Origin of the sequence: Polynucleobacter hirudinilacicola (genome assembly GCF_002192535.1) — a bacterium.
Taxonomy (GTDB): Bacteria; Pseudomonadota; Gammaproteobacteria; order Burkholderiales; family Burkholderiaceae; genus Polynucleobacter; species Polynucleobacter hirudinilacicola.
In genome coordinates this window covers 81136-103994 of record NZ_NAIA01000002.1, presented here as the reverse complement: position 1 = coordinate 103994, position 22859 = coordinate 81136, and the positions used below count along the sequence as shown (strand labels likewise).

The 22859-nt window shown below is 43.4% G+C and carries 26 protein-coding genes and 1 pseudogene; 2 read left to right on the top strand and 25 right to left on the bottom strand.

Going from position 1 to position 22859, the window contains the following annotated elements; translation table 11 throughout:
- Positions 1–16: 16 nt before the first annotated feature.
- The 14 genes from B6A14_RS03200 to B6A14_RS03135 all read right to left on the bottom strand — a co-directional run bounded on the left by B6A14_RS03200 (position 17) and on the right by B6A14_RS03135 (position 14284).
- On the bottom strand, positions 17–1351 hold the full coding sequence (locus tag B6A14_RS03200) for a class I adenylate-forming enzyme family protein (protein WP_087909018.1): 1335 nt from the start codon (positions 1349–1351) through the stop codon (positions 17–19).
- Positions 1352–1354: 3 nt separating this feature from the next.
- Positions 1355–1597 (bottom strand): phosphopantetheine-binding protein, encoded by a 243-nt coding sequence (locus B6A14_RS03195; protein WP_087909017.1) that lies wholly within the window; start codon positions 1595–1597, stop codon positions 1355–1357.
- The gene (locus B6A14_RS03190; protein ID WP_087909016.1) at positions 1587–3368 is read right to left on the bottom strand and encodes an HAD-IIIC family phosphatase; all 1782 of its coding nucleotides are present in this window, start codon (positions 3366–3368) and stop codon (positions 1587–1589) included. Before B6A14_RS03190 ends, B6A14_RS03195 begins: the two co-directional genes overlap by 11 nt.
- Positions 3365–4555, bottom strand: a complete 1191-nt coding sequence (locus B6A14_RS03185) for an SDR family oxidoreductase (protein ID WP_087909015.1) — start codon at positions 4553–4555, stop codon at positions 3365–3367. Before B6A14_RS03185 ends, B6A14_RS03190 begins: the two co-directional genes overlap by 4 nt.
- A complete protein-coding gene (locus tag B6A14_RS03180; protein WP_087909014.1) occupies positions 4548–5585 on the bottom strand; it encodes a 3-oxoacyl-ACP synthase III family protein in 1038 nt (345 codons plus the stop codon). The genes B6A14_RS03185 and B6A14_RS03180 overlap by 8 nt, the downstream gene beginning before the upstream one ends.
- Entirely contained in the window at positions 5582–6253 is a 672-nt protein-coding gene (locus B6A14_RS03175; protein WP_087909013.1) for an MBL fold metallo-hydrolase, read from the bottom strand. The genes B6A14_RS03180 and B6A14_RS03175 overlap by 4 nt, the downstream gene beginning before the upstream one ends.
- Positions 6254–6973, bottom strand: a complete 720-nt coding sequence (locus tag B6A14_RS03170) for an SDR family NAD(P)-dependent oxidoreductase (RefSeq protein ID WP_236635642.1) — start codon at positions 6971–6973, stop codon at positions 6254–6256.
- Positions 6970–7272 (bottom strand): hypothetical protein, encoded by a 303-nt coding sequence (locus B6A14_RS03165; protein ID WP_087909012.1) that lies wholly within the window; start codon positions 7270–7272, stop codon positions 6970–6972. The genes B6A14_RS03170 and B6A14_RS03165 overlap by 4 nt, the downstream gene beginning before the upstream one ends.
- Positions 7273–7294: 22 nt before the next feature.
- Positions 7295–7858, bottom strand: a complete 564-nt coding sequence (locus B6A14_RS03160; protein ID WP_087909011.1) for a GNAT family N-acetyltransferase — start codon at positions 7856–7858, stop codon at positions 7295–7297.
- 85 nt (positions 7859–7943) lie between these two features.
- Complete coding sequence (locus B6A14_RS03155; protein WP_087909010.1) at positions 7944–8807, bottom strand: Wzz/FepE/Etk N-terminal domain-containing protein; 864 nt, start codon at positions 8805–8807, stop codon at positions 7944–7946.
- A gap of 235 nt (positions 8808–9042) precedes the next feature.
- The gene (locus tag B6A14_RS03150; protein ID WP_129560403.1) at positions 9043–10134 is read right to left on the bottom strand and encodes a hypothetical protein; all 1092 of its coding nucleotides are present in this window, start codon (positions 10132–10134) and stop codon (positions 9043–9045) included.
- A gap of 402 nt (positions 10135–10536) precedes the next feature.
- Positions 10537–11526, bottom strand: a complete 990-nt coding sequence (fcl, locus tag B6A14_RS03145; RefSeq protein WP_087909008.1) for a GDP-L-fucose synthase — start codon at positions 11524–11526, stop codon at positions 10537–10539.
- Positions 11527–11555: 29 nt separating this feature from the next.
- Positions 11556–12683: a GDP-mannose 4,6-dehydratase gene (gmd, locus tag B6A14_RS03140; RefSeq protein WP_087909007.1), complete on the bottom strand. Its 1128-nt coding sequence runs from the start codon at positions 12681–12683 to the stop codon at positions 11556–11558.
- A gap of 62 nt (positions 12684–12745) precedes the next feature.
- Positions 12746–14284 carry a mannose-1-phosphate guanylyltransferase/mannose-6-phosphate isomerase gene (locus B6A14_RS03135; protein ID WP_087909006.1) on the bottom strand — a complete coding sequence of 513 codons (1539 nt, stop codon included), beginning with the start codon at positions 14282–14284 and terminating at the stop codon, positions 12746–12748.
- 100 nt (positions 14285–14384) lie between these two features.
- Here B6A14_RS03135 and B6A14_RS10375 point away from each other — a divergent pair.
- Positions 14385–15323 (top strand): annotated as a pseudogene (locus B6A14_RS10375) (DUF5672 family protein).
- Positions 15324–15477: 154 nt separating this feature from the next.
- On the opposite strand, the gene B6A14_RS03120 reads toward B6A14_RS10375, so the two are convergent.
- From B6A14_RS03120 to B6A14_RS03080, 9 genes are all read right to left on the bottom strand, one after another.
- Entirely contained in the window at positions 15478–15786 is a 309-nt protein-coding gene (locus tag B6A14_RS03120) for a high-potential iron-sulfur protein (RefSeq protein WP_087909003.1), read from the bottom strand.
- A 160-nt stretch (positions 15787–15946) separates the two neighbouring features.
- Positions 15947–16177 carry a hypothetical protein gene (locus tag B6A14_RS03115; RefSeq protein WP_087909002.1) on the bottom strand — a complete coding sequence of 77 codons (231 nt, stop codon included), beginning with the start codon at positions 16175–16177 and terminating at the stop codon, positions 15947–15949.
- A 19-nt stretch (positions 16178–16196) separates the two neighbouring features.
- Positions 16197–16994, bottom strand: coding sequence for a GTP cyclohydrolase I (gene folE, locus B6A14_RS03110; protein WP_087909001.1), 798 nt, complete (start codon positions 16992–16994; stop codon positions 16197–16199).
- Between the two features lie 49 nt (positions 16995–17043).
- A complete protein-coding gene (locus B6A14_RS03105; protein ID WP_087909000.1) occupies positions 17044–17415 on the bottom strand; it encodes an MAPEG family protein in 372 nt (123 codons plus the stop codon).
- A gap of 9 nt (positions 17416–17424) precedes the next feature.
- The gene (gene plsY / locus B6A14_RS03100) at positions 17425–18054 is read right to left on the bottom strand and encodes a glycerol-3-phosphate 1-O-acyltransferase PlsY (protein ID WP_087908999.1); all 630 of its coding nucleotides are present in this window, start codon (positions 18052–18054) and stop codon (positions 17425–17427) included.
- Between the two features lie 17 nt (positions 18055–18071).
- Entirely contained in the window at positions 18072–19004 is a 933-nt protein-coding gene (gene xerD / locus B6A14_RS03095; RefSeq protein WP_087908998.1) for a site-specific tyrosine recombinase XerD, read from the bottom strand.
- 30 nt (positions 19005–19034) lie between these two features.
- The gene (locus B6A14_RS03090) at positions 19035–19307 is read right to left on the bottom strand and encodes a BrnA antitoxin family protein (RefSeq protein ID WP_087908997.1); all 273 of its coding nucleotides are present in this window, start codon (positions 19305–19307) and stop codon (positions 19035–19037) included.
- Positions 19291–19593 carry a BrnT family toxin gene (locus B6A14_RS03085; protein ID WP_087908996.1) on the bottom strand — a complete coding sequence of 101 codons (303 nt, stop codon included), beginning with the start codon at positions 19591–19593 and terminating at the stop codon, positions 19291–19293. The genes B6A14_RS03090 and B6A14_RS03085 overlap by 17 nt, the downstream gene beginning before the upstream one ends.
- A gap of 67 nt (positions 19594–19660) precedes the next feature.
- Positions 19661–20146: a YajQ family cyclic di-GMP-binding protein gene (locus B6A14_RS03080; RefSeq protein WP_087908995.1), complete on the bottom strand. Its 486-nt coding sequence runs from the start codon at positions 20144–20146 to the stop codon at positions 19661–19663.
- A 98-nt stretch (positions 20147–20244) separates the two neighbouring features.
- Here B6A14_RS03080 and murB point away from each other — a divergent pair, with 98 nt between their 5' ends.
- A complete protein-coding gene (gene murB / locus B6A14_RS03075) occupies positions 20245–21282 on the top strand; it encodes a UDP-N-acetylmuramate dehydrogenase (protein ID WP_087908994.1) in 1038 nt (345 codons plus the stop codon).
- Positions 21283–21327: 45 nt separating this feature from the next.
- Here murB and B6A14_RS03070 read toward each other — a convergent pair whose 3' ends face one another.
- Both B6A14_RS03070 and xseA read right to left on the bottom strand, forming a co-directional pair.
- The gene (locus B6A14_RS03070; protein WP_087908993.1) at positions 21328–21546 is read right to left on the bottom strand and encodes a type II toxin-antitoxin system Phd/YefM family antitoxin; all 219 of its coding nucleotides are present in this window, start codon (positions 21544–21546) and stop codon (positions 21328–21330) included.
- 1 nt (position 21547) lies between these two features.
- The gene (gene xseA / locus B6A14_RS03065; RefSeq protein ID WP_087908992.1) at positions 21548–22762 is read right to left on the bottom strand and encodes an exodeoxyribonuclease VII large subunit; all 1215 of its coding nucleotides are present in this window, start codon (positions 22760–22762) and stop codon (positions 21548–21550) included.
- Positions 22763–22859: the final 97 nt, after the last annotated feature.

The window sequence follows — 22859 nt, the reverse complement described above, 5'->3', positions numbered from 1 at the left end:
ACAATTTAACTACTATCTACGAATTTTTTTTTTGCCTTACATTGTGTAACTGCGAATCCACCAGAATGACCTTAGAAGGAACCTTAAATGAATTGAGCTTTGCGATGCAAGCCGCCCTGATTCTTTTCTTTACACTCTCTACAGACTCAGTGGATTTCAATAAAACTTTTGCAACGACAATCTGCCCTAGGAGCGCATGCTTTTCACCAAAAATTGCAACATCTTCAATATTATCTAACTCAAGAATAACGCTTTCGATTTCTGCGGGGTAAACTTTTTGACCGCCAATATTAATTAAATCCGTCTCACGACCCAATATCCTAAAATAGTCTCCATCCACCTCCACTTGATCGTGCGTATTAAACCAACCATCCTCGTCAAAATCAGAAGGGGCATTCAAATAACCGATCATCGCATAGGAAGATTTAATCCACAGAATCCCATCAACTACTCTCGTCTGAAATCCATCTCCGCCCACCCTCACCCAAGTAGAGCCATCGCCTCTAGATTGCGAATGCAGAACGCCAACCTCTGAGAGTCCATAAGTTTGGAGCAGCTTAACTTGCGGGAAAGTCTGATGCATTCGATCAAGCGTTGATTGGGGCATCACCTCGGTCCCATAAGTTATTCGCTTTAGAGACGAAAGATCAAAATTCTCATACATCTTTGATGCGATCAGAAGATTTAGGAAGGATGGTGTAGCAGGCAATAATTCAACTTTATATTTTGATATTGCTTCGCAAATTTTAGCGACTGAACGATCAGAAACCGTAACTACTGTACCGAGCCCTGAAGTAATAGCCAAAATGGTGTTAATTCCGCCAAAATGATCAATCATTAAAAATGGGATGGCGATAACAGGTGGACGCTTAGCTCTAAATTTTTCCGCTATCCGGACAAAATCATGCAAGATTCCCTTGGGCTTTCCAGTAGAACCTGATGAAAAAAGTACTAAACCTGGAGATTTTTTTTGAATAAATTCCTCAAGTAGCTGGTTCCCACTCTTTACTCCCCTATTGTCCGAAATAAAAGCTTCGCCATTATGATCAAATTTGACATACCAATCGTAGCCGGAGATTTCTAAAACAGTTGATTCCTCTATAACTGAATTTGTAGTTAACGGAATAACAATTCCACCACAAAGGGCCAGAGCTAAAATAGCGCAAAAAACTTCTGGCGAGTAATCCCCGACCAAAACCACTGTGTGACCTTGCTCCACCCCAAGCTCTAAAAAATTTTTCTCAAAGTTATTAACTTTTTCGACCACTTGACCATAGCTTACATGCCTGCCTTCGTGGATGAATGCAGTTTTATCTGGGGCCTCTTTAAAGCGCTCTATTAGCCATTGCATAAATCAAGCTACTCCGTCCAATAACTCTCCAAGCACAACCTTAATTAGCTTGTAAGAGCTAATATTTCCGGCGTCATCATCTGGAATGGTAATTTTAAATTCATCCTCTAAGGCAAGGATGAGATTCATGTGCCCCAAGGAATCCCAAGTTTTTATATTATCCATGCTAGAGGCTTCATTGATCGATGAAGCATCGACTTTTAACACTACCGCCATTACTTGCTTTAATTTATTTTCATTCAACATATTCAGTGGTAATCCATGAAGTTGGTGGAGGGGAAAAATCTGTCAGAGAAACGCCATATTCTCGGCCAGCATCGAGTTGATATACGACCTGAAGACCGAGGCGGTCATAAAAATCATTTACAAGTGAATTTTTAGCAGAGTTTAGGTACTTAGCATGAAGCTGTGTACAGCCCCTGTTAATAGCATTAGCAATAATTTGATGCCAAATTACCATTTCAACTCCACGGCCAATTACTCGGCAACTCATGTAAAAATTTTCTACTACAGCTTTATTGCTCTCATATTTAACAATGACCACCCCAGTTAATCCAGCATTACCAAACTTATCTGAAACAACTAATGAGTAAACTGCAAAATTATCGTGGTCCATCATAGATAAAATTTCAGCCTCACTGTAACGAGTAGTTGTTAAATTAAATTGATTTGACTTCATTGAAAGCTCGCTAATTCTCGGAATACTAGAGCGCATATTGAGACTCAATTCAACCTTTAAACCCAAAGAAGCCAAATACTCATCTTGATTTTCAAACTGAGCCTTGAGAGCCTCTGCTTCAGAGCGTTGCCGATACTGTAGCGTTTTCGACTTACTTTCCTCAGTAACACCACCAGCCAAGAATAATTTCTTGATTTCAGAGAACAAACCTGGATAGTCTGAGAGGTTTTTGGGAACCTGAAAAGTTTTTACCATGGGCAGCTGCTGACGAACAGCCTCGCATTCAAAAGATGAATCATCCAGAAAAATCATACTATCCAGCCCAATATTCAATTCTTGGGCCAAGGATCTAATATTCGAAGCTTTATCCTCCCAATTGACTTTTTTTGCAGCTATATGACCTTCTCGGATCACCATGCTAGGATGTTTTGCCAAGACCTCATCCACATCTGCGGGATTATTTTTAGAGCATAAGCAAAGTAAAGTGCCACTTTTTTCTAGCGCTAGGATTTCATTTTGAATCTTCCAAAAGATATTCCCGGGGTAATCATGCTTATCTAATCGAATCCCTGGCATTAAATCTTCGCCAATAACGCCTGCCCACAAGGTGTTATCACAATCCAAAATTAGTGCTTTATAAAAATGAGCCCCAAATCCACGGGTTGCAAGAGATATTCTTTTCGCCAACTCATCAAAAAATACCGATGTGTAAGGCGCTTTGCTACGAAAGTAAAAACGACTATCAAATGCTCGCTGATAGCCAATAAAACCCAGAATATCTTCAGCATCAATAACCCTAACATTGGGAAATTGTCTCGCCTCCTCCCTGAGGGCCATATTAAATCGATTTAATATGGCTCTAGAAACATCGTTGCCAGAAAAATCAATAAGGGGGCTCATTGAATGAAGTGTGCATAAAAATATCACCTTCATCGACTCACCTTTTTGCAAGGCAAGTCTATATCGACCCCTCAATTCCGCCTCCTTGGATGCAATCAGATCCTCTGACATACATGCAAGTTGAGCCTCAAAAGAAGGCATTAAATTATCAAAAAATGGTAGAAGAATCGTATGATCAACATCATTTTTTAAAAATAAATCGATGTCTCCGAGCGGGTCATCGTAATTACCATTTAAAACATTTATCTTGGTATTTGACAGAAGCCCGTATTTACGCAAATACAATCCAAATTGACTCATCGTAACCGATGATGAAATCCCCCAATTTAACTCCCTTGAGGTGTCATTTTTTTCAAGCGTATCAACCGCGCTCATAAGCTCGCTTAAAGAGCTTGCGTCTTCTAAAAGCTTAATAGCATTATTGTCTTGAGTATTCATGAGGTCACAATCCCACCATTAACTAAAATTGTTTGCCCAGTAACTTGAGATGCCTCGCTTGAAACAAGATAGGCAACGGCTGCCGCCACATCTTCAGGCTTTGTTAATCTTCGGGTCGGGGTCTGACGCGCAATCATTAATTGCACTTTCTCAGAAATGCTTCCGATTAATCCAGTCTCACTCATTCCAGGGGATACGCAGTTAACGGTAATTCCATTGGAGCCTAAGTCAGCTGCTAGATAACTAGAAAATTTGGCTAAACTTGCTTTTGCAATCGCGTAAGAGGTCCAGCTGGGGGTTGGCTCACCTTCAACAACCTGAGAGGTAATGTTGACTATTCTTCCCCACCCTCTATCGATCATTTTAGGAATGCAGGATTGGCAGAGCAGAAAGCTACCTTTGAGTTGAGTGTTTAATTGATTTTGAATATCTTCCCAGTCCATCAACTCGAAGGGCTTTGGATTAATGGCGGAAGATGCATTATTCACCAGCACACTTACACCACCGAATTCTTTAGCGGCTGCTTTGTGCAGCAATTCCACACCTTCTTTTGTGGAAATATCAGCGCATACGGCAATGGCTTTGCCTTTATTCGAGTGGATCTCTTTAACCACTGAATTGGCGCGATCGACCCTACCGCGATACGCAATCACCACAGCAAATCCGTCCTTAGCTAGACGCAGTGAAATAGCCTTACCAATCCCACCTGATCCACCAGTAACCACTGCCACGCGAAGGTCAGATTTTTCCTCCGTAATTTCTTTGGGTAGCGAGGGAGAAAGAACCTTAACCTTTCCAGTGCCCGTCAAAACTGTTTGCTGATGTTGATTAACAATTTTGGTCTCTAATTCTAGCAACCTCTCGCGCTCGAATTTCTTAAGGACAGTACATGATATTGATAATTCATCCCCAAGTCTTACTGGAAGCAAAAAATCAAAATTTTGAGAAACCCAAAGCGCGCCCGTGCCCGGGAGCCTGGTACCAATTACGGTTGAAATATAGGAAGCACCAAGCATTCCATGAACTACGATGTCTTTAAACGCTGTAGATTCAGCATATGCTGCATCTACATGAAGTGGGTTGTCATCCCCAGTCATTTCCACAAACCTACGGACATCGGATTCGGTAATTTTTTTGCTTATTGATTCACTGTCGCCAACCTGAATTTCAGAAAAGTCTTTAAACATTTTCTACTCCAATTTTTGGGGTATGCCAGCGCCATATGGAAGCCCCAAAATTAAATCCAGCACCTACAGCCGCCATCACAACAATTTGCCCATCCTTTATTAAGGATTTAGAAACGCATTCGCTTAAAGCAATACCAACAGAAGCTGAACCTGTATTTCCAATTTCCTGAACATTGGTATAGGTTTTACTCATATCAAAACCTAATTTACGAACAACATATTCAATCATATTAAGATTTGCTTGATGAAAAATTAAAAAATCAACATCAGTCAAACTAATTTGACTTTTCTCACATACTTTTCGAATGACTTTGGGCAAATGGGTAATAGCCTGCTTCCAGGTCGCAATTCCATTCATCTCCATAAAATCTACAGCGGGGTCAAATGGCCTTTTCTGCAAACGAAAACTGGAGCCCCCTCCGCGCATTCTGACCGCCTCATAATTTGAGCTATCAGTAAAAAAATAGGATGCTAAGATTCCCTCTGACTTGGGGGCCTTTGTTAAAACAACTGCGCTAGCCCCATCACTCATATAAATAGATGTATTCACATCGGAGCGATCAATATAACGAGAATTCATCTCCACGCCAATAACTAAGGCATTGCGCACCTCAGAGTCGACCTTCATCCTGTCGGATGCAACCGTAAGCCCAGTCACAAAACCACAGCAATTGGCCTGCACATCAAATATTTGCGCATTTTTTGCAGCTAAATTTGACTGAACCTTAGCGGAAACCGGTGGGAATACGTAGTCCCCCGAAAAAGTGCAAACAATAATCAAATCAATTTGATCCGGAATCATGGCGGCAGCTTTTAATGCCTTTTCCGCCGCCAACGTTGCAAAGCCAGTAGCCGTATCTTCAGGTCCAGCTAAATAACGCCTTTTAATGCCTGTTTTTTCTAAAATCCATGAGGGATCAACTTTCAATTTTTCACAGAGCTCCTCATTATCTTCAAATCGATCCGGTAAATGATGTCCTACTCCAGCAACACATACCCCTTGACCCAATTGATTATTTAATATCGTCATGTAATTAAACCCAAAAATCTTAGAAGATCCACATTTTCGCGCTTCAATCTATCCCCCTCAATCGCCTTGCCGTGCCCTGGAAAAATCCATCGATTTGACGTTAAAGTGTCCCAAATACTTAAAATGCTTTTTTTAAGCAACTCAGGCTTCTCACCAGGTAGATCTGACAATCCCACCCCTTGAGCATAAAGAGTATCACCAGTAAAAAAAGCATTCCCTATAGACAGAAAGCAAGAGCCCGGAGTGTGTCCAGGCGTTGGGATGAATGTAATATCAAAACCACTCATATATATCCGCTCCTCATCACTAGCCTGCGTAATTGAAGCAAATTTAATGCGCTCACTAAATCCAAAGGCCATTAAAAGAAAATTGGACATTTTGTATGTCTTCACATCTGCCTTGTGCATAAAAACCGAAGAACCATACTTAGATTGAAAATATTCCGCACTACCGGCATGATCAAAATGCCCATGAGTACAGCAAACTAATGAAGGAATTACACCCAACTTATTAACAACAGCATCAATGGCCTCTGGATCTAGACCACCATCTATCAACAGCGCTCCGCCAGCCGCTCGATTTAAACAAATATAAGAATTAGATGGGAAGGAGCCGCTGGTGATACGCCATATCTCACCACCACCCCAATCTCCCACCAATTCAGCCATTTAATTTACGCCGCCCAAAAAGACTGTTTGAGCAGTAATTGAAGAACTGCGCTCCGAGGCATAAAAATCAATGACATTTAATATGTCGTCTGAGACTGAAAATCTTGCGATAGGTAGACCGGAAATAATTTCTTCAATTTTGTCTCTTGGCAATTGCGAGAGCATGTCGCTTTCAATTGCATTAATTCCAAGTGTGTTGCAAGTTACATTCATCGATGCAAACTCTTTGGCCATCACGTTTGCTAAGGTGCTTAAACCCGCTTTACAGGCTGCATACATGGAATCTCCGATGGGCTCCAAACTAGCAGCCATCGAACCGATGTTGATAATCCGACCCCATTTACGTTTTCGCATGAGTTTTGCTGCTTCCCTAGAAACCATGAATGGGCCCATTAAATTTACATTTACCATGGCTTGGGCAGCCGCAGGCGGCATGATCATTGAGTACTGGGAAGTTAAAACTGCCGCATTGTTCACAACAATTTGAATAGAATCCGTAACTTTTTTTAAGGCTGCAAACCCACGTATAACTGAATCTGGATCACCAACATCGACCATAAAATGATGGTATTGAGGATGCTCGATCGTTGCTTCCTGGCGCGCAAATCCTAAAACCGTTGCACCATTTACTAAAAAATGTTCTGCAATTGCCCTTCCTACACCGCGCCTACTGCCGGTAACTAATACAACTTTATCTTGATACTTTTTTGCACTCATCATGCACCCTCTGTGGCCAAAACCATAATGTAGGCAAGCAAAGATTTAACATTGGAGAATGGCGAAATTTCTTGACTCATCGCACGATCATCGGTGAGGCTAATGGAGTGGCCTAGCAAATCAGAAATATCCCCTTCAACGTCAACAATGACCGATACCAAAGATAAAGAATCTAATTCTGCATCAGCTCCAAATAAACAAGTATTCTCGTTGACTTCAAACTTATCACCATCATCTAATTCATCATTCAAATTATTGAGTGCTTTAAAGATCACTTCTAAAACTGCTGTTTCTTGAATCATTTTTTATCCGTAATAATATTTTTTAAGTGTTTATTAATCTGTTCATTTTGGGTAAGGCATCTTCGAAGTATTCATTATCAAGGAGCCCCAGCACTATGGCATCATGCCATTCATTATTAATAAAGTAATGCTGACGAAGCGCGCCCTCTTCTTTCATTCCTAAGTATTTTTGCCACTTAATCATTAACTTATTTTTAGAAGCGACAGTTCCGTATAAGCGCTTTAACTTTAGCCCATCAAAAGCTATTTGATATAAAAGCTTCATGGCCTCAACAGCGGCCGGAATACCTTTAACCAAGTCCCCCTCACCAATCAAGAAACGCGCTGTCTCTGCATGAAGGTTCTTCGAGTCGATATCAATTAGCGATAGCATGCCAACGGGCTCACCACTCTTAAGCTCAATGATGTAATTAAATTCAGATGCTGGGCGCGAAAGAATCCACTTCCTTTGATCCTCTACCGAAGGGGCTCCAGAATTAAGTAGCCTTGCTCGCGATGCGCTACGCCATTTAAAGGTTACCTCCGAATCGCTGGCCTCAATAGGCCGTAGGTTCACATAGAGACCTTCAACTCTTTCAGCTTTCATTTTCAATTCCGCCTAAATTAACTCACGCCCGCTAATGCCCGATCTCGAGCTATTTTGCGGGTACTTGCTTGAGCGCACCCCAAGATCACAGCACACCACCCGCTGGACTTTTAAGCTTTAGCACCAACTGGCGGACTAAGGCTATCAGCAATCCCAGAAAGAGCCCGCCGAATACTCCGGCCGCAAGGACTATGGATTTTTTAGGAGCGATATGCGCATCACCGGCGTAGATGGGGGCGACCATGCGGGTGGCCCTGCTTTGATTGCTGGTGACGACATTATTTAAAGACGTGATCTCGTCTAATAAGAAGCGGATCTCATCACGCGTTGATAGGTAACTTGCGCTCATCGCAGCGCCTGACTTATCGGACCTAGCAACCACCTCTTTTGCTTTTTGGAGGCGATCTTCGTTTTGTGCTAACTTGATTTTGGCTTCCTCAATGTAGGGGGCGACAATTTGTGCCTGACTAGTTTTAATCAGCTCAAACACCGCTAGAGCACAATCTTGGGCTACTTGCTGTGATCTTCCAAAAGTCTTGAGGTCAACCACATTAGCTACCCTGTTAGGAATTATTAACTTGATTACCTTACTGAGAGCTAGAGCAGCATTTGCCTGATCTTGTAAACCGCAGGCCACCAAGGTCTCTGGTGTATAGCTGGTTGGGGAGGACAAGCGCGAAATCAAGAGCGCCGGCTCCTCGATATTGATTCCTAGGGGACCAATGTTGTTGTTAGCACTGATTTGCGCCATGGCGACTTTGACGCTCGCCTCATATTGCTTCGGGGTAATCGCCAAATAGGCAATTGCTGCGACAGTTCCCAGGATACCAAAAACCAGGATCGTTTTATAGGCGTCCTTTAAAAAGCGCAGGATGTCGAGCAGGGAGCTTTCATCGTCTCTGGACGAATCTTGCTCACCTCTTAAATTTTGCTCTTGGATACTTCTCACAGCAATTTAAGTCCCTAAGTTTTTTGACCATCACCCATTATCTCATTATAAAAATTGGAGCCAAGTGTTTTTGTTGTACTGCACAATATCTGCTCATGCCTTCATGTCCGCCAAATTTGTAGCTAAGCCACCCATAAGTAAGGCTAGAGCCCCATTTTATGGACCTCCTAGCCCACTTTCGCGCCAAGATACCACCAGTTAAACGTACTGACGAGGTTGCACGCAGCGTACCAAGCTATTTAAAACATGAGGTACTTGTTAGCTCCTGGGACAATATTTCACTAGTAAGCATCAATCCCGGTAGCAAGGCCAACAAAAAGAATAGGATCTCCAGACCATGACTAATTGCGACCTCCCCAACTGTATACAAACAAAGAATGAGAATGCTAAGCCCAAGAATCGTCATTTTTGCAGGGTAGGCGCCGCGTATCGCATTCATAAATGAGAGTAATAGGGCGCCAAAAATAAGGGCTAAAGCGGGAACTCCAAAGGCAAGACCCAACTCAACCCATCCGCTGTGGGTGGCAATACCTGATAAGCCCTCCCCAGTTTGGATGTTTGGCGGTCGGCTGGGATGGATAGCAAATGGGTAGCTCAAAACACCAACGCCGAGGGGATATTCAATAATAGCCCTTGAGCCAGCGGTTGCCCATGCTACTCGCTCGTATGTATTTGGGGTGACGACACGCCCATCTTCTCGTTTTGGATAGCCCATCTGGGCTAAGTTCTGCCAATTTGGGTAGCGATCAATTTGTACCGCAATTTTTGCATCATCAATCAAACTAGACCATCCAGCATTGACCTTTGTTTGTAAAAATGCAAAGTAAAGGATAAGCAATAGTCCAGCTGTCGCAAACAAAAAAACGAGCCAGTTTTTCAAGCTTGGTAACTTGAGTTGACTTTGAATCAAGATGACAGTCGCACAAATAAACCAAAAACCATACAAGATGGTAGAAAGTCCAATTCCATTTCGGGCATCCACAATATAGACAAACGACCATAAGGCCATTGCCGTTCCAATCAGCCAGTAGAACAAATACCAAAGACGAAAATAGCGCCACTGGAATTGGATGGCGCGCAAGTGATCAATCAAGGCGCCATCAATTCCTGCCAACAGAATTGTTCCCATTAAGACTGTATTGATCTTAAGGTGAAATAAATAATAGTCGTAGTCCGGGACTAGGAGTTTTTGCTGAGTTAAAGCACGCGGGATATACTGAGAAAACAGCACAATGAACGCAATAAAGACACCAAGCCAGAGCAAATTTAGGCGATTTGGGTGGTTTCGTAATGCGAGGCCCGTACCGAGCCCAACAATACTGGCCATAAATGCTCTAAGCCAGGTGCTTTTTAGCTCTTTTAGCTGCTGGATTGGGTCAATTGCAAAAAATAAATAGTGACTCACCACCCAAATAAAAGCGAGCGCTAAAAATGCAAGTGGTAGGATTCGCCATAAATCACAATGATCTCTTAAGCAACTACTCTTTATTTCTTTAGTGATATAAAAGATGGATAGCAGTGCCCCACTAACTAATAAAATATTACGTAGGGCAATAGTATTTTTAGCCGCCCAAATACCCAGCAGCATACTGCTTAGTATGACAATAATCCATTCAAGATATTTTCCCGAAAGACCCCAGGATTGATCGGCTGTTTTGCTTGAGTTCAACGGAGTTTTAAAAAATATGGAGAGATAGTCATCTTGGGTGCACAGTCACTGTCTATATATTCACAGCTTAACCAAGGATTGATTGTGGGTGCAGAAGTCAACATAGGCTAATTCTAGTCCTGCCTCTAGGTCTTTTAGCGCTTTCCAGCCCAATTGATTCAACCTGGCTGAGTCCATCCATTTGCGTGGCGCGCCATCAGGTTTGGTTGGATCAAAGCTAATCTTGCCTTGGTAGCCTACCGCTTTGGAGATGGCTTGCGCTACCTCTTCAATCGTGACATCGCTACCAAAACCCACATTAACATGACTTTGCATTGGCTGGGTTTGGCTGTCATAAGTCTTTTTATCCAAACCCATAACAAAGATTGAGGCAGCCGCCATATCATCGACATATAGAAATTCGCGTCTTGGTGTACCCGTTCCCCATATGATTACCTCAGGTGCATTAGCCAGTTTGGCCTCATGAAAGCGTCTAATTAAAGCCGGAATCACGTGACTATTTTCTGGATGGTAGTTATCACCCGGACCATATAAATTGGTAGGCATTACTGAGCGATAGTCCACGCCATGGGATGCACCATATTGACGGTTGTAGCTCTCGCACATTTTGATGCCAGCTATCTTCGCAATGGCATAAGGCTCGTTTGTTGGCTCAAGCTTCCCAGTGAGCAGTGCATCCTCACTCATAGGCTGAAGCGCTAAGCGTGGGTAAATACAGCTTGATCCCAGGAAAAGGAGTTTCCTCACACCATTCACGAAAGCTTGATGGATCACATTGTTTTGCACCATCAGGTTGTCATAAATAAACTCAGCCGGAAAGGTGTTGTTCGCATGAATACCGCCAACCTTAGCCGCAGCTAAATACACTTGATCCGGCATTTCTGTTTCAAAAAACGTTTTTACTGCCTGCTGATTGGTGAGATCTAATTCAGCATGAGTGCGAGTAATGATGTTTTTATAACCTTTAGCCTGCAGGTTGCGCGCAATGGCAGAACCCACCATGCCACGATGGCCGGCTACGTATATCTTTTGGTTTAAATCTGATGGCATGTATTCAATCTTCTTATTTTTAATTCTCTTCAGTTTTCTTTACCAACCGCTACTGAGTAACCATGCTTTTGCAATAAAGCATGTTGCTTGGCTTGGTCAAGATCATTAGCCACCATTTCAACAATCATTTCATCAAGCGTAATTTCTGGAACCCAGCCTAGCTTTGTTTTTGCCTTAGTTGGATCACCCAGGAGTGTCTCCACTTCGGTTGGGCGATAGTAGCGAGGATCAATTTGTACAACAACATCGCCCACTTTTAATGCGGGAGCCTTATCGCCCTCGATAGCTGCTACGATCGCTTTTTCATTTTCAGCGCTACCTTCAAATTTTAAGGTAATGCCCAATTGCTTAGCGCTACGGATAATAAATTCACGAACAGTAAACTGCACACCAGTGGCAATTACAAAATCTTCTGGCTTATCTTGTTGGAGCATCAACCATTGCATGCGCACATAGTCTTTTGCATGACCCCAGTCACGCAAGGCATCAATATTGCCCATATAAAGACATTTCTCTAGACCTTGAGAAATATTAGCAAGGCCACGAGTCACCTTACGGGTAACAAAAGTTTCACCACGACGCTTAGATTCATGATTAAACAAAATACCATTGCAAGCATAAATTCCATAAGCCTCACGGTAGTTCACGGTAATCCAGTAGGCATACATCTTGGCAACTGCATATGGGCTACGAGGATAAAACGGAGTAGTTTCTTTTTGAGGAATCTCTTGTACTAAGCCATAGAGCTCAGAAGTAGAAGCTTGGTAAAAGCGGGTTTTCTTCTCTAAACCCAAAATACGAATTGCCTCTAACATGCGCAGTGGACCTATCGCATCTACATCCGCGGTGTACTCTGGAGACTCGAAAGAGACGGCTACGTGAGACTGTGCACCGAGGTTATAGATTTCATCTGGTTGACACTCTTGAATGATGCGCACTAAGTTACTGGTATCAGTTAAATCACCATAATGAAGAATTAAATCCGGATGATTGATGTGCGGATCTTGATAAATATGATCAATACGGTCTGTATTAAAAGAAGATGAGCGGCGCTTGATGCCGTGAACGATATAACCTTTTTCCAATAAGAACTCAGCTAGATAAGAACCATCTTGGCCAGTGATTCCAGTGATTAGGGCGACTTTTTGCTTGCTCATAATTGACTCTTCTTGGTTTATTTACTTTTTAATTATCCAATGATTGAATATGAAATTATTCATTAACTTCTGCCGTAGGTATCTTCAAAGCGCACAATATCGTCTTCACCCAGGTAAGAACCCGATTGAACTTCAATAATTTCTAAGGGGGTTTTTCCAGGATTAGCCAAGCGGTGGGTTTGCCCTTGCGGTATGTACGTACTTTGATTTTCGTTTAGCAACAAAACTTGATCGCCATTGGTGATCTCCGCAGTGCCCTTCACCACAATCCAGTGTTCTGCGCGGTGGTGATGCATTTGTAAAGACAAGCTGGCTCCAGGTTTTACCTGAATGCGCTTGACCTTAAAGCGCTCACCTTCATCTACGCTGTCATACCAACCCCACGGTCTGGCTACTTTGCGATGCAGACTCTTTTCCTCACGTTTTTGCGCTTCTAGCTGAGCCACAATATTTTTGACGTCTTGACTATTTTTTCGATCAGCCACTAAAACCGCATCCGCAGTTTCAACAATGATGAGATTCTCTACACCAACAGCACTCACCAAACGACTGCTTGCGTGGATTAAGGAATTCTTTGAATTACTTACTAAGGTGTCACCAGAACTGACGTTACCTTGTGCATCTTGCTTGCCCACTTGCCACACAGCATCCCAAGCACCTAGATCATTCCAGCCTGCATCGAGCTCAACCATCTTGATAGGTAATTTCCCTGGGCACTTTTCAATCACTGCATAGTCAATCGATTCACTGGGGATTGCGTTAAATAATTCTTTTGCAGGACGAATGAACTGCGCATCACCTGATGTATCTACTACTTTACCATTCCAAGCGCTTTCAGTGGCAGATAGGATGTCTGAGCGGAACTCTTTAAGCGCAGCCAACCAAACGCTGGCTTTGAGCACAAACATGCCGCCATTCCAAAAGTAGCCACCGTCTGCCAGATATTGCTTTGCATTGGCTTCATTAGGCTTTTCGACAAAGCGCTCCACGGTATAGTCATTGTCAGTACTGGCTTGATTCTGTACCTTGATATAGCCGTAACCTGTTTCTGGTGCGCTAGGAGTAATGCCCAATATCGCAATCGCGCCCGTTTGCGCAATCTCAATACTTTTCGCCAGCGCTTTAGTAAATGCAGCTGGATTGGTGACTGTTTGATCGGCAGGTGTCACAACCAAAATGGGATCGGAAGTATCAGAGGAATCGAGAGAATCGCCGTTTGTACCAACTGATTGATCTTGTGCATACAAAGCGGCCAAGGTTAGTGCGGGAGCAGTGTTTCTGCCAGAAGGCTCTAAGAGCAAGGCGGCTGAGAGCGCTGGATATTGACTTTTGAGTTCACGTAATTGATCGAGCGCCAAAAAACGATGCTCTTCATTGGTGACAATGATCGTTTTACCAAGTGAGACATTGTTGCCACCTACAGCATGAACCCGGCCAATCGCCTGCTGAAAAAGGCTTTGATTCGAGCCATCAGCAGACAGGACCAAAAATTGCTTAGGAAAGCCCGCTCTAGAGAGTGGCCAAAGACGGGTGCCCGAACCGCCGCACAAAATAACCGGAATTATTTGGGGCGATGAAGAGGCTGGCCTAATATTACTCACTGATTATGATTTTTAACAAAATAACTGTCATTGTAAGGCCCAAAGCCCATGTGGATAACCCAATTTAAGCGTTTTTATACCCCTTAACAAGCTTTTGACTATGCCCATCCCCTCCCACCAGCGCTATGTCACTACCGTGCCGATTTACAAACGGCAACCCTCTCTGTCTGAAGCACGCTCCCTGCTTCAGTTGCGGCTTTTAGAGGTTGAAAATGTTACTTTGGCCTGCCCTGAGGTTCTGGACCTTAGTGAGTACTTCAATTTATGGCCAGAGCTCCAAATCCAACGCTATGCATCCAAACACTTTGTCAGCGTCCAAAGTTACAACGATCTAGCAATTAGCCCTAGTTTTTATGTCCCATTTGTAGATCAATATGACTATCTACTGATTTCTCAGCTAGACACTTTTTTACTCAGCAACCAAATTAGGGGGTTTTGCAACCAAGGTTATGACTACTTCGGCGCCCCATAGATCAAGGGCTTTCCGCAATATCACTTTTTATTTAATCGTTGGCCAATCCAGATCAATACCAAGCGCTTTTATGTAGGAAATGGCGGTCTCTCTTTGCGAAATATTGCAAAGACCATGGATTTACCAGAGCGCAAACAAGATCACATTAGTAAAGCCTATTTCATGGAAGATGCTTTTTTTGCCTATTGGGGCTCTATAGATAGCAAATTTCAGGCTTGCCCACCCCTTTTAGCCGCGAAGTTCGCCCTAGAAATGGAGCCCGCCTATTGGATGGAGCAAACTGGGGTATTACCTATGGGACTTCATGGTTTTGAAGTCTGGCACAAAGATTTTTATAATTCGCTATTACAAGAAGACTATTTAAAGCTTCAGGAAACTTATCCACAACTACAAAAATACCTCGAAACCTCAGGAGACGTCATGACAGCAGGCAAAACCCCAAAAATCAATGTTCGTAATTCGGTAATTGAATGCGCTCAATCCCTTAAAAAGGAAAATGCAGACAGATATCACAATTACGGCATTAGAGACTGTATTGCCTCGATTGCGGCCACCAAAGTTAAATAAACTGCACTTATTAATCACCAACAACAGACCTAGGGGAATAGATCTAATTAATCTATATTTAAAGATAAATAACTATTACTTGCAATAAAAAAGACTGCCGCAGCAGTCTTTTTTATTAATCCAAATGAATCGAGTAAAAACTTGCTTCTTTAACTTAAGCCTTCTTAGCGTAAGCAGAGCACCAGCCAGGACCAGCAACTTGCTTACCAGCAAACAATGAGCAACCACCAGCAGCAGAACCAGGCTTACCTTGGTACAAAGCACAGTTATCGCACTTTTGACCAGCAGCATACTTAGCAAATTTTGCTTTATCCACTTTAGAAGCATCTGCTTTGTAGCCTAACGCAGAGGCTTGTGGATCGGTTTCAGCAACCATTGCTTGAGCTTGAACTTTACCGTTCAATGCCAAGGTGCAAGCACCAGCAGCGGACAAAATCATAAATTGGCGACGACTATTTTTCATGGATTCTCCAAAAAATAAAACAGCGAATAATATGCAAGCAATCTGCACCTATAAAACTAAAACAGATCATAGTGGAGAAGAATTTACGCTGCTAGCTAATGCGTAAGCTAATGATTTATATAGAAATATTGTTGAGAATTATTCTCATGCAGATTCGCATCTAACGCCAACCCTTTAATTGCAAACAAGCAATGCGGCTCTTGAGATAAACACCATCTGGAGTCTCGGGATACGCTTGTGCGCAATCCTTGAGGTCATTCTTATAGTTTGTAGAATTATTTTTAGCGGGATCAGGATGAGTGGTCGGAAATCCACCACATGCGAAAAGCATCACACTAAGTAATAGAGAACAACCAACCTGAATTGCTGAAGCACCGAACTTATTGGGCACTTGTATCCCGAAAAAATAATTAACGTTTTTCTAGAAGCGATAAAAACTCGCGACGTAGATTAGGGTCTTTCAAAAATGCCCCGCGCATCACGCTATTGACCATTTTAGAATCACGATCTTTAACACCGCGCCACTGCATACAGAAGTGATCAGCATCCATCACAATAGCCACACCGATAGGCTTAATTTTTTTCTCGAGCATGTCAGCTAACTCAACGACTGCCTCTTCCTGAATTTGTGGCCTACACATCACCCACTCTGTCAGTCGAGCGTACTTCGACAACCCAATGAGTGCAGACTCTTTGCTGGGCAATACACCGATCCATACGCGCCCCATGATTGGGCAAAGATGATGCGAACAAGCGCTCCTAATGGTGATGGGCCCAACAATCATCAACTCATTTAAGCGACTGACATTAGGAAATTTGGTAAGCGTAGGCTGCTCGACATAGCGACCATTAAAGACCTCTCTTACAAACATCTTGGCTACTCGCTGGCTCGTATTTTTGGTGTTGTGATCGCTCTGCGTATCAATCACTAAGCTCTCTAGCACGCCCTGCATTTTTTCAGCAACCTCATCAACCAAGCCCTCTAGCTCACCAGGCTGAATGAATGCCGCAATATTGTCATTGGCATGAAAGCGTGCTTTTTGGGCCTCAATACGACGACGAATAATCACAGATAGAGGGGTTCCTGTATCTGCTTTTTTGCTAGTAACTTTCGCAGTTGCCGCTGTTGCTTTAGTTGCAGTTTTTGCTGCAGTCTTAGTTACGGACTTAGCTGCTACTTTTTTAATAGGTAATTTTTTATTTGGCATATCGTGTCTACTGTCTCGTATTGTTTCAATCTTTTTTTTAAAAGATGAATTAAATCTGTAAAAAGATACTCACTACACATGCAATTCCGATAAGCCAAACAATCGATCTCGTAGTTGGCCAATTGGCGATATAGCACACCAAATACGCAATACGCGCCACCACAAAACCTAAGGCAAGCAGATCAACCCTTGCTTGAGGTGCATTATTGATGCTGGCAATAATCACAGCTGCAAAAAAGAGGGGGAGTGATTCAAAAAGATTAGCTTGGGCTGCATTTGCTCTGGCTCTAAATCCTGTTTGCTGAGCAAGCCATTGTCTTGGCATGCTGTTGTCATAGTTCTCAAAGCCTTTTTTGGCAATACCAGCAGCTACGTAAGGAAAGAGGCCCATAAAAAGAACGCAGGCATAAGCAATCGTCATGATGACTCCTTAGAATTTTTTTTTAGACCCAAGGCGACTCTCAGTCCCATTCATCAGATTGTGAATATTGCTGCGGTGGCGCCAAATGAGCAATAAACAAATCGCCAAAAGGGAAATGCCCATAGGCTGAAAGCCAAATAGAAAGACAAAGTAGATTGGACCAAAGATCGCGGCAGCTAAGGCGGCCAAAGAAGAGTAGCGTAGAAATACCGCAACGATAATCCAAGTACTCAGCGTGGCAATTCCTAAAATAACATTCACGCCAAACAGAATTCCGCAGGCCGTAGCGACACCTTTACCGCCTTTGAAGCCATGAAAGATCGGAAAGAGGTGCCCTAAAAATACGGCGAGCACAACGCCGCATAAAACCCAAGAGCTCAGTGTCGATGTTAGAGATTGATCACCTAAAATGATGCGCGCCAGCATCACTGCAAAGTAACCCTTCAGTGCATCACCAATAAATGTGAGCGCTGCTGCCAATTTATTACCTGTGCGCAGCACATTCGTTGCCCCGGGATTGCCAGAGCCATAAGTATGGGGGTCGGGTAAGCGCATGCATTTACTTACAACCACGGCAAACGAAATAGAGCCGATGAGATAGGCAATAGGGATTAACAAGATATTGGGATGAAAGCTCATAACGCTATCTTAAACACTTATGAGCCACGAGGATGGTGCTGCTGATGAATCGATTTGAGGCGCTCTCTAGCCACATGGGTGTAGATCTGAGTGGTAGAGATATCAGCATGTCCTAAAAGCAGCTGCACTACCCTTAAATCAGCCCCATGATTGAGTAAATGGGTAGCAAATGCATGGCGTAATGTATGAGGTGATAAAGCTACTGAGATGTTGGCAAGGGTTGCATAGCGCTTAATTAAGGCCCAGAAAGCCTGTCTAGTTAATCCCGTACCAGTATGGCGCCCTACAAACACGGCATCAGTTGTTTTGCCTTCTAGCAATGGTGTTCTAGCATCAGCAAGGTATCTTCGCAGCCACTGCCCCGCTTCACCACCAAAAGGGACGAGACGCTCTTTGCCACCCTTACCATTGACTACGCGTACAACACCTTCATTTAACCCCAAGGCAACTGTTTTTAAAGAAACAATTTCTGAAACACGCAGACCACTGGCGTACATCAGTTCTAACATTGTGCGATCACGCAAGCCCAAAGGCGTTGCAATATCTGGCGCATTCAGAAGTGCTGTGATTTGATCTTCGCTTAATGTTTTTGGAAAGCGCAGCGCCTGTTTTGCAGCACGCAAACCAATGCATGGATCACTCTTCACCAAATTAATCCGCAAGGCGTGACGATAGAAACGCTTGAAGACTGTTAGGCGTCGATTCGCAGTAGTAGCTTTATCAGCGCGACGATGTGCAATGTATGCGGTGAGCTCTTTTTCTGTCACACCATACAGATCAGAAGAATAATTTTTATAGAGCCACTGCGCTAGCAGCAATAAATCTCTGCGATATGCCGCCAGACTGTTCTGGGCCAAGCCATCCTCGAGCCAGCAAGCATCACAAAAGCGCTCAATGGCTTCTTGGCTTGCTGGGGCTATTGAAAATACAGCACCTTTAAAAGCAGACATATTAAGCTATAGGCCTAAGTATTCCCCAACTTACTTCGTAACCTCTTCTAACTTTTCGGCCAGCCAAATTTTCATCAATGACTGGTAAGGGACATCCAACTTATTAGCCTGCAACTTAATATTTTCTAAGAAGCTCTGTGAGAGACGCAAGGAGATAGAGGCAGTTGTCGGCTTCAGATTTGGCATTGTGACGCGCACTGCCTTTGATAGGTCAAAGTAATCGGCAGCGTCATTCCCCTCCCAAAAGGAACGCTCTTCCTTTTCATTCTTAAATTTTGGTATCACTTTAGTAGGCTTTTTCATAAAATGCCCTTTCTTTTCTACTCATTGGTCTTGCAGAAACCACTCGAATCAGAGTCACTTGCTTGCGTAAAGTAAACACCACTGACAAGAGTCTGCCAACCGATGTAATACCTAATGCGAGGTAACGTCTCTCTTCCAGACTATGCTTTTCATCCCCAGCAATCAATAAAGGCTGATTAAAAAAAATCTCTTCAGCCTCGCCTTGAGATACGGCATGCTTTTCATTACTTTTATAAGCATTGCCTGTGTCCCACTGAAATCCAGCAATATAGTCAAAGTCTATCATTCATGTATATTATCATAATATACATGCACCTAAGGCGCAAGTGGTTATTGCAATACTCGCTAGAGTATTAGTCACGGAAATTATTAAAGCCCAATGGCGCTTCTGTTACTTCTTTTTTCAGTAGGGCCATCGTTTCTTGCAAATCATCGCGCTTGCCGCCTGTGACGCGTACCGCATCACCTTGGATGCTGGCCTGCACCTTGACCTTACTATCTTTGATGATACGGACTACTTTTTTAGCAAGCTCTTGCGTAATCCCTTTCTGGATCTTCATAGTTTGCTTACGCTTATCACTACCGATAGTCTCTTTCTTATCATCCTTGAGATAACGCACGTCCACATTACGCTTGGCCATCTTGCCAAAGAGTACATCGCGTACTTGACCTAATTTAAAGTCATCGTCACCGAACAAAATGAGTGTTTCATCTTTTTGCTCCACACGGCTATCAGAGCCCTTAAAGTCAAAACGATTGCTAATTTCTTTATTGGACTGCTCAATCGCATTTTTCAGCTCCACCATATCGGGTTCGCAAACTACATCAAATGAGGGCATCTTTTACTCCTTCTCTATTTCTATGAACTATGGGGTAATTTCATTAATATTCTGGCAATTATCTGCGGATTTGGCAGACATTCGAATAAGATTGTGGCATGAACTCCCCGCAACATGCGCCTGCACCAGCAAAATTGACTACCAATTTGGGGCTAAAGGACCGGAACACCTTTGGCTTAGATGCAAGAGCTGAGCTTGCCTACGAAATTGACTCTGCTGAGCAAATTCCGGGAGTAATGAGCCAAATTGCGAGTAAGAATCTGCCATGGCGGATCTTAGGGGGTGGCAGCAACGTCATTTTGCCCAAAGTCTTACCTGGAGCCACCTTACTCATCAATATCACTGGACAAGAAATTACAGCCTCCGAAAATGAGGACACTCTGATTACAGTTGGTGCTGGAGTCAATTGGCATGAGTTCGTTACCTGGACCCTGGAAAATAATTTACCGGGCCTAGAAAACTTAGCACTCATTCCGGGCACAGTTGGCGCTGCACCGATTCAGAACATTGGGGCCTATGGCGTTGAAATTGCCAACTACATTGATCATATCGAAGCATTTGATGTAGAAAAGCAAGCCTTTGTCACTCTGAGTAATTCAGAATGCCGATTTGCTTATCGCGATAGCTACTTCAAGCAAAATCCCCACCGCTTTATCGTGACAAAGGTCGTTTTTAGAATTTCCAAAGTATGGCAAGCTAAGATTCATTACGCCGATCTAGCAAAACATTTTGAGACCAACCCCAAGCCTAGTGCTGAAGAAATTTTCCTGGCAGTCTGCAAAATCCGCACTCATAAATTGCCTGACCCTAAAGTGATTGGTAATGCTGGTAGCTTTTTTCAGAACCCCGTAATCCCTAATGAGCAGTACGAAACACTTCTAAAGAAATATGCGGGTCTAGTGTCTTATCCAGATGCTCCTGGCAAGCGTAAGCTCGCTGCAGGCTGGCTGATTGACCAGTGTGGCTTTAAAGGACAGCGTATGGGTGAAGTAGGTGTTTATGAAAACCAAGCTCTGGTCTTAGTTAATCACGGCAATGGCACTGCGCAAGATATCTTAGGCTTGGCTAAATGCATTCAGGACAAAGTACGCAAAGAGTTTGGTGTGAGCCTAGAAATTGAGCCGAATATTTTTTAATAATTTAGCGCAGATACTTGCTTAAAACTTCAATAACTTTTTGTTTTAAGCTAGTGGTTCTGCCATGGCTTGTTTTATTGACCTATGCACACTTGGTATCTTTATTAAATGCAAGGTCTCCTGGATTCCATTCCAATCCTCTAGACTAAGCAATACCGCGTTAACACTTCCCCCAATAATTGTGATGGGTTGTTGTAATTTTGTGACCCAATCAACCAAATGATTGAGGTCAACTTTATCTTTACCTATGTCTACTAAGCGCATTTCATGGGCCTTGCACTACTTCGGAAAACTTTACCTCTGCCTGACCTTCTGCTAATTGCACCTGATAGCCCTGCTCTGTATTGAGCTCACTTGGCTTGCGAACGGCATGCAGCTTCTCGCTCTCTTTGCTTAGGATGACTGCATAGCCTCGCTCGAGCGTTCTTTGCGGATTGAGCATTTCTAGTTGTGATTGGTAGTGGGATTGATTGCGCTTCCAGTTTTCCATGCGTACTGACCACGCTTGATTTAAGCGTAGTTGCCAACTGGTGATTTGCTCACGCATCCGATCGGGGTTTGGTAATGCATGGTTCAGTCTTAAAGCTAGTTGATCTAGGGTTTGTGCTTCACGCTCTACGCGTTGATTGATGCGCTGTAGTAATGCCTGCTGAATGGCATCTAACTCTTGCAAGAGTTGATCTTTGCGTGGGGCCGCTAGCTCTGCCGCGCCCGTTGGGGTTGGTGCGCGCAGGTCTGCCACAAAATCTGCAATCGTGAAATCAGTCTCATGTCCCACGCCGCTCACTACCGGAATACTGGAGTTAGCAATAGCATATGCAAGTTGCTCATCGTTAAAGGCCCACAGATCTTCGATACTGCCGCCACCTCTGACTAACAAAATCACATCAACGGCGTTTTCTTTTTCTGCTGCTTTCAGTGCCGAAATAATTCCGGCAGGTGCATCAGGTCCTTGTACTAAGGTTGGATAAAGCACAATCGGAATATGTGGCGTACGTCTTGCTAAAGTTGAGAGTACATCTTTTAATGCCGCAGCTTGTGGCGAAGTGATGATGCCAATCGAGCGTGGGTGAGTTGGAATCTCGCGTTTGCGCTCTTCATCAAACAAACCTTCTTTGGCTAATTTGGCTTTGAGCTTTAAGAAGGCCTCGTACAAACCACCCATGCCAGCACGACGCAAGGTTTGAATGGTGAGTTGAATATCACCTCTGGGGACATACATTCCTATGCTGGCACTGACTTCAACCAAATCCCCGGACTGGGGCATGAATCCCACCTGGCCATTGCGGCCTCGAAACATGACGCAGCGAATCTGCCCCTCTTCGTCTTTGAGCGAGAAATACCAATGCCCGCTGTCATAGGCCTTAAAGTTTGAAATCTCCCCGCTAACCCAAACAGTATCGAAGCGATCTTCCAAAGACGCTGCAATGGCACGGTTTAGATCGCCAACACTGAGAATTTCCCTTGATATTTCCGACATTTTTTCTCTTTATCCACAGGACCATCTGGCTTAGATGGCAATAAATATCCACAGAAGCCTATTCGCTCTTGGTCTAGTATCTAAAAGTAAGTAATTA

What these genes read in the sequence shown, in the direction of transcription:
- B6A14_RS03200 (WP_087909018.1), bottom strand. Translation starts at nt 1,351, where the DNA reads ATGCAATGGCTAATAGAGCGCTTTAAAGAGGCCCCAGATAAAACTGCA.
- B6A14_RS03195 (WP_087909017.1), bottom strand. Translation starts at nt 1,597, where the DNA reads ATGTTGAATGAAAATAAATTAAAGCAAGTAATGGCGGTAGTGTTAAAA.
- B6A14_RS03190 (WP_087909016.1), bottom strand. Translation starts at nt 3,368, where the DNA reads ATGAATACTCAAGACAATAATGCTATTAAGCTTTTAGAAGACGCAAGC.
- B6A14_RS03185 (WP_087909015.1), bottom strand. Translation starts at nt 4,555, where the DNA reads ATGTTTAAAGACTTTTCTGAAATTCAGGTTGGCGACAGTGAATCAATA.
- B6A14_RS03180 (WP_087909014.1), bottom strand. Translation starts at nt 5,585, where the DNA reads ATGACGATATTAAATAATCAATTGGGTCAAGGGGTATGTGTTGCTGGA.
- B6A14_RS03175 (WP_087909013.1), bottom strand. Translation starts at nt 6,253, where the DNA reads ATGGCTGAATTGGTGGGAGATTGGGGTGGTGGTGAGATATGGCGTATC.
- B6A14_RS03170 (WP_236635642.1), bottom strand. Translation starts at nt 6,973, where the DNA reads ATGATGAGTGCAAAAAAGTATCAAGATAAAGTTGTATTAGTTACCGGC.
- B6A14_RS03165 (WP_087909012.1), bottom strand. Translation starts at nt 7,272, where the DNA reads ATGATTCAAGAAACAGCAGTTTTAGAAGTGATCTTTAAAGCACTCAAT.
- B6A14_RS03160 (WP_087909011.1), bottom strand. Translation starts at nt 7,858, where the DNA reads ATGAAAGCTGAAAGAGTTGAAGGTCTCTATGTGAACCTACGGCCTATT.
- B6A14_RS03150 (WP_129560403.1), bottom strand. Translation starts at nt 10,134, where the DNA reads ATGGCCAGTATTGTTGGGCTCGGTACGGGCCTCGCATTACGAAACCAC.
- fcl (WP_087909008.1), bottom strand. Translation starts at nt 11,526, where the DNA reads ATGCCATCAGATTTAAACCAAAAGATATACGTAGCCGGCCATCGTGGC.
- gmd (WP_087909007.1), bottom strand. Translation starts at nt 12,683, where the DNA reads ATGAGCAAGCAAAAAGTCGCCCTAATCACTGGAATCACTGGCCAAGAT.
- B6A14_RS03120 (WP_087909003.1), bottom strand. Translation starts at nt 15,786, where the DNA reads ATGAAAAATAGTCGTCGCCAATTTATGATTTTGTCCGCTGCTGGTGCT.
- folE (WP_087909001.1), bottom strand. Translation starts at nt 16,994, where the DNA reads ATGCCAAATAAAAAATTACCTATTAAAAAAGTAGCAGCTAAGTCCGTA.
- B6A14_RS03105 (WP_087909000.1), bottom strand. Translation starts at nt 17,415, where the DNA reads ATGACGATTGCTTATGCCTGCGTTCTTTTTATGGGCCTCTTTCCTTAC.
- plsY (WP_087908999.1), bottom strand. Translation starts at nt 18,054, where the DNA reads ATGAGCTTTCATCCCAATATCTTGTTAATCCCTATTGCCTATCTCATC.
- xerD (WP_087908998.1), bottom strand. Translation starts at nt 19,004, where the DNA reads ATGTCTGCTTTTAAAGGTGCTGTATTTTCAATAGCCCCAGCAAGCCAA.
- B6A14_RS03090 (WP_087908997.1), bottom strand. Translation starts at nt 19,307, where the DNA reads ATGAAAAAGCCTACTAAAGTGATACCAAAATTTAAGAATGAAAAGGAA.
- B6A14_RS03085 (WP_087908996.1), bottom strand. Translation starts at nt 19,593, where the DNA reads ATGATAGACTTTGACTATATTGCTGGATTTCAGTGGGACACAGGCAAT.
- B6A14_RS03080 (WP_087908995.1), bottom strand. Translation starts at nt 20,146, where the DNA reads ATGCCCTCATTTGATGTAGTTTGCGAACCCGATATGGTGGAGCTGAAA.
- murB (WP_087908994.1), top strand. Translation starts at nt 20,245, where the DNA reads ATGAACTCCCCGCAACATGCGCCTGCACCAGCAAAATTGACTACCAAT.
- B6A14_RS03070 (WP_087908993.1), bottom strand. Translation starts at nt 21,546, where the DNA reads ATGCGCTTAGTAGACATAGGTAAAGATAAAGTTGACCTCAATCATTTG.
- xseA (WP_087908992.1), bottom strand. Translation starts at nt 22,762, where the DNA reads ATGTCGGAAATATCAAGGGAAATTCTCAGTGTTGGCGATCTAAACCGT.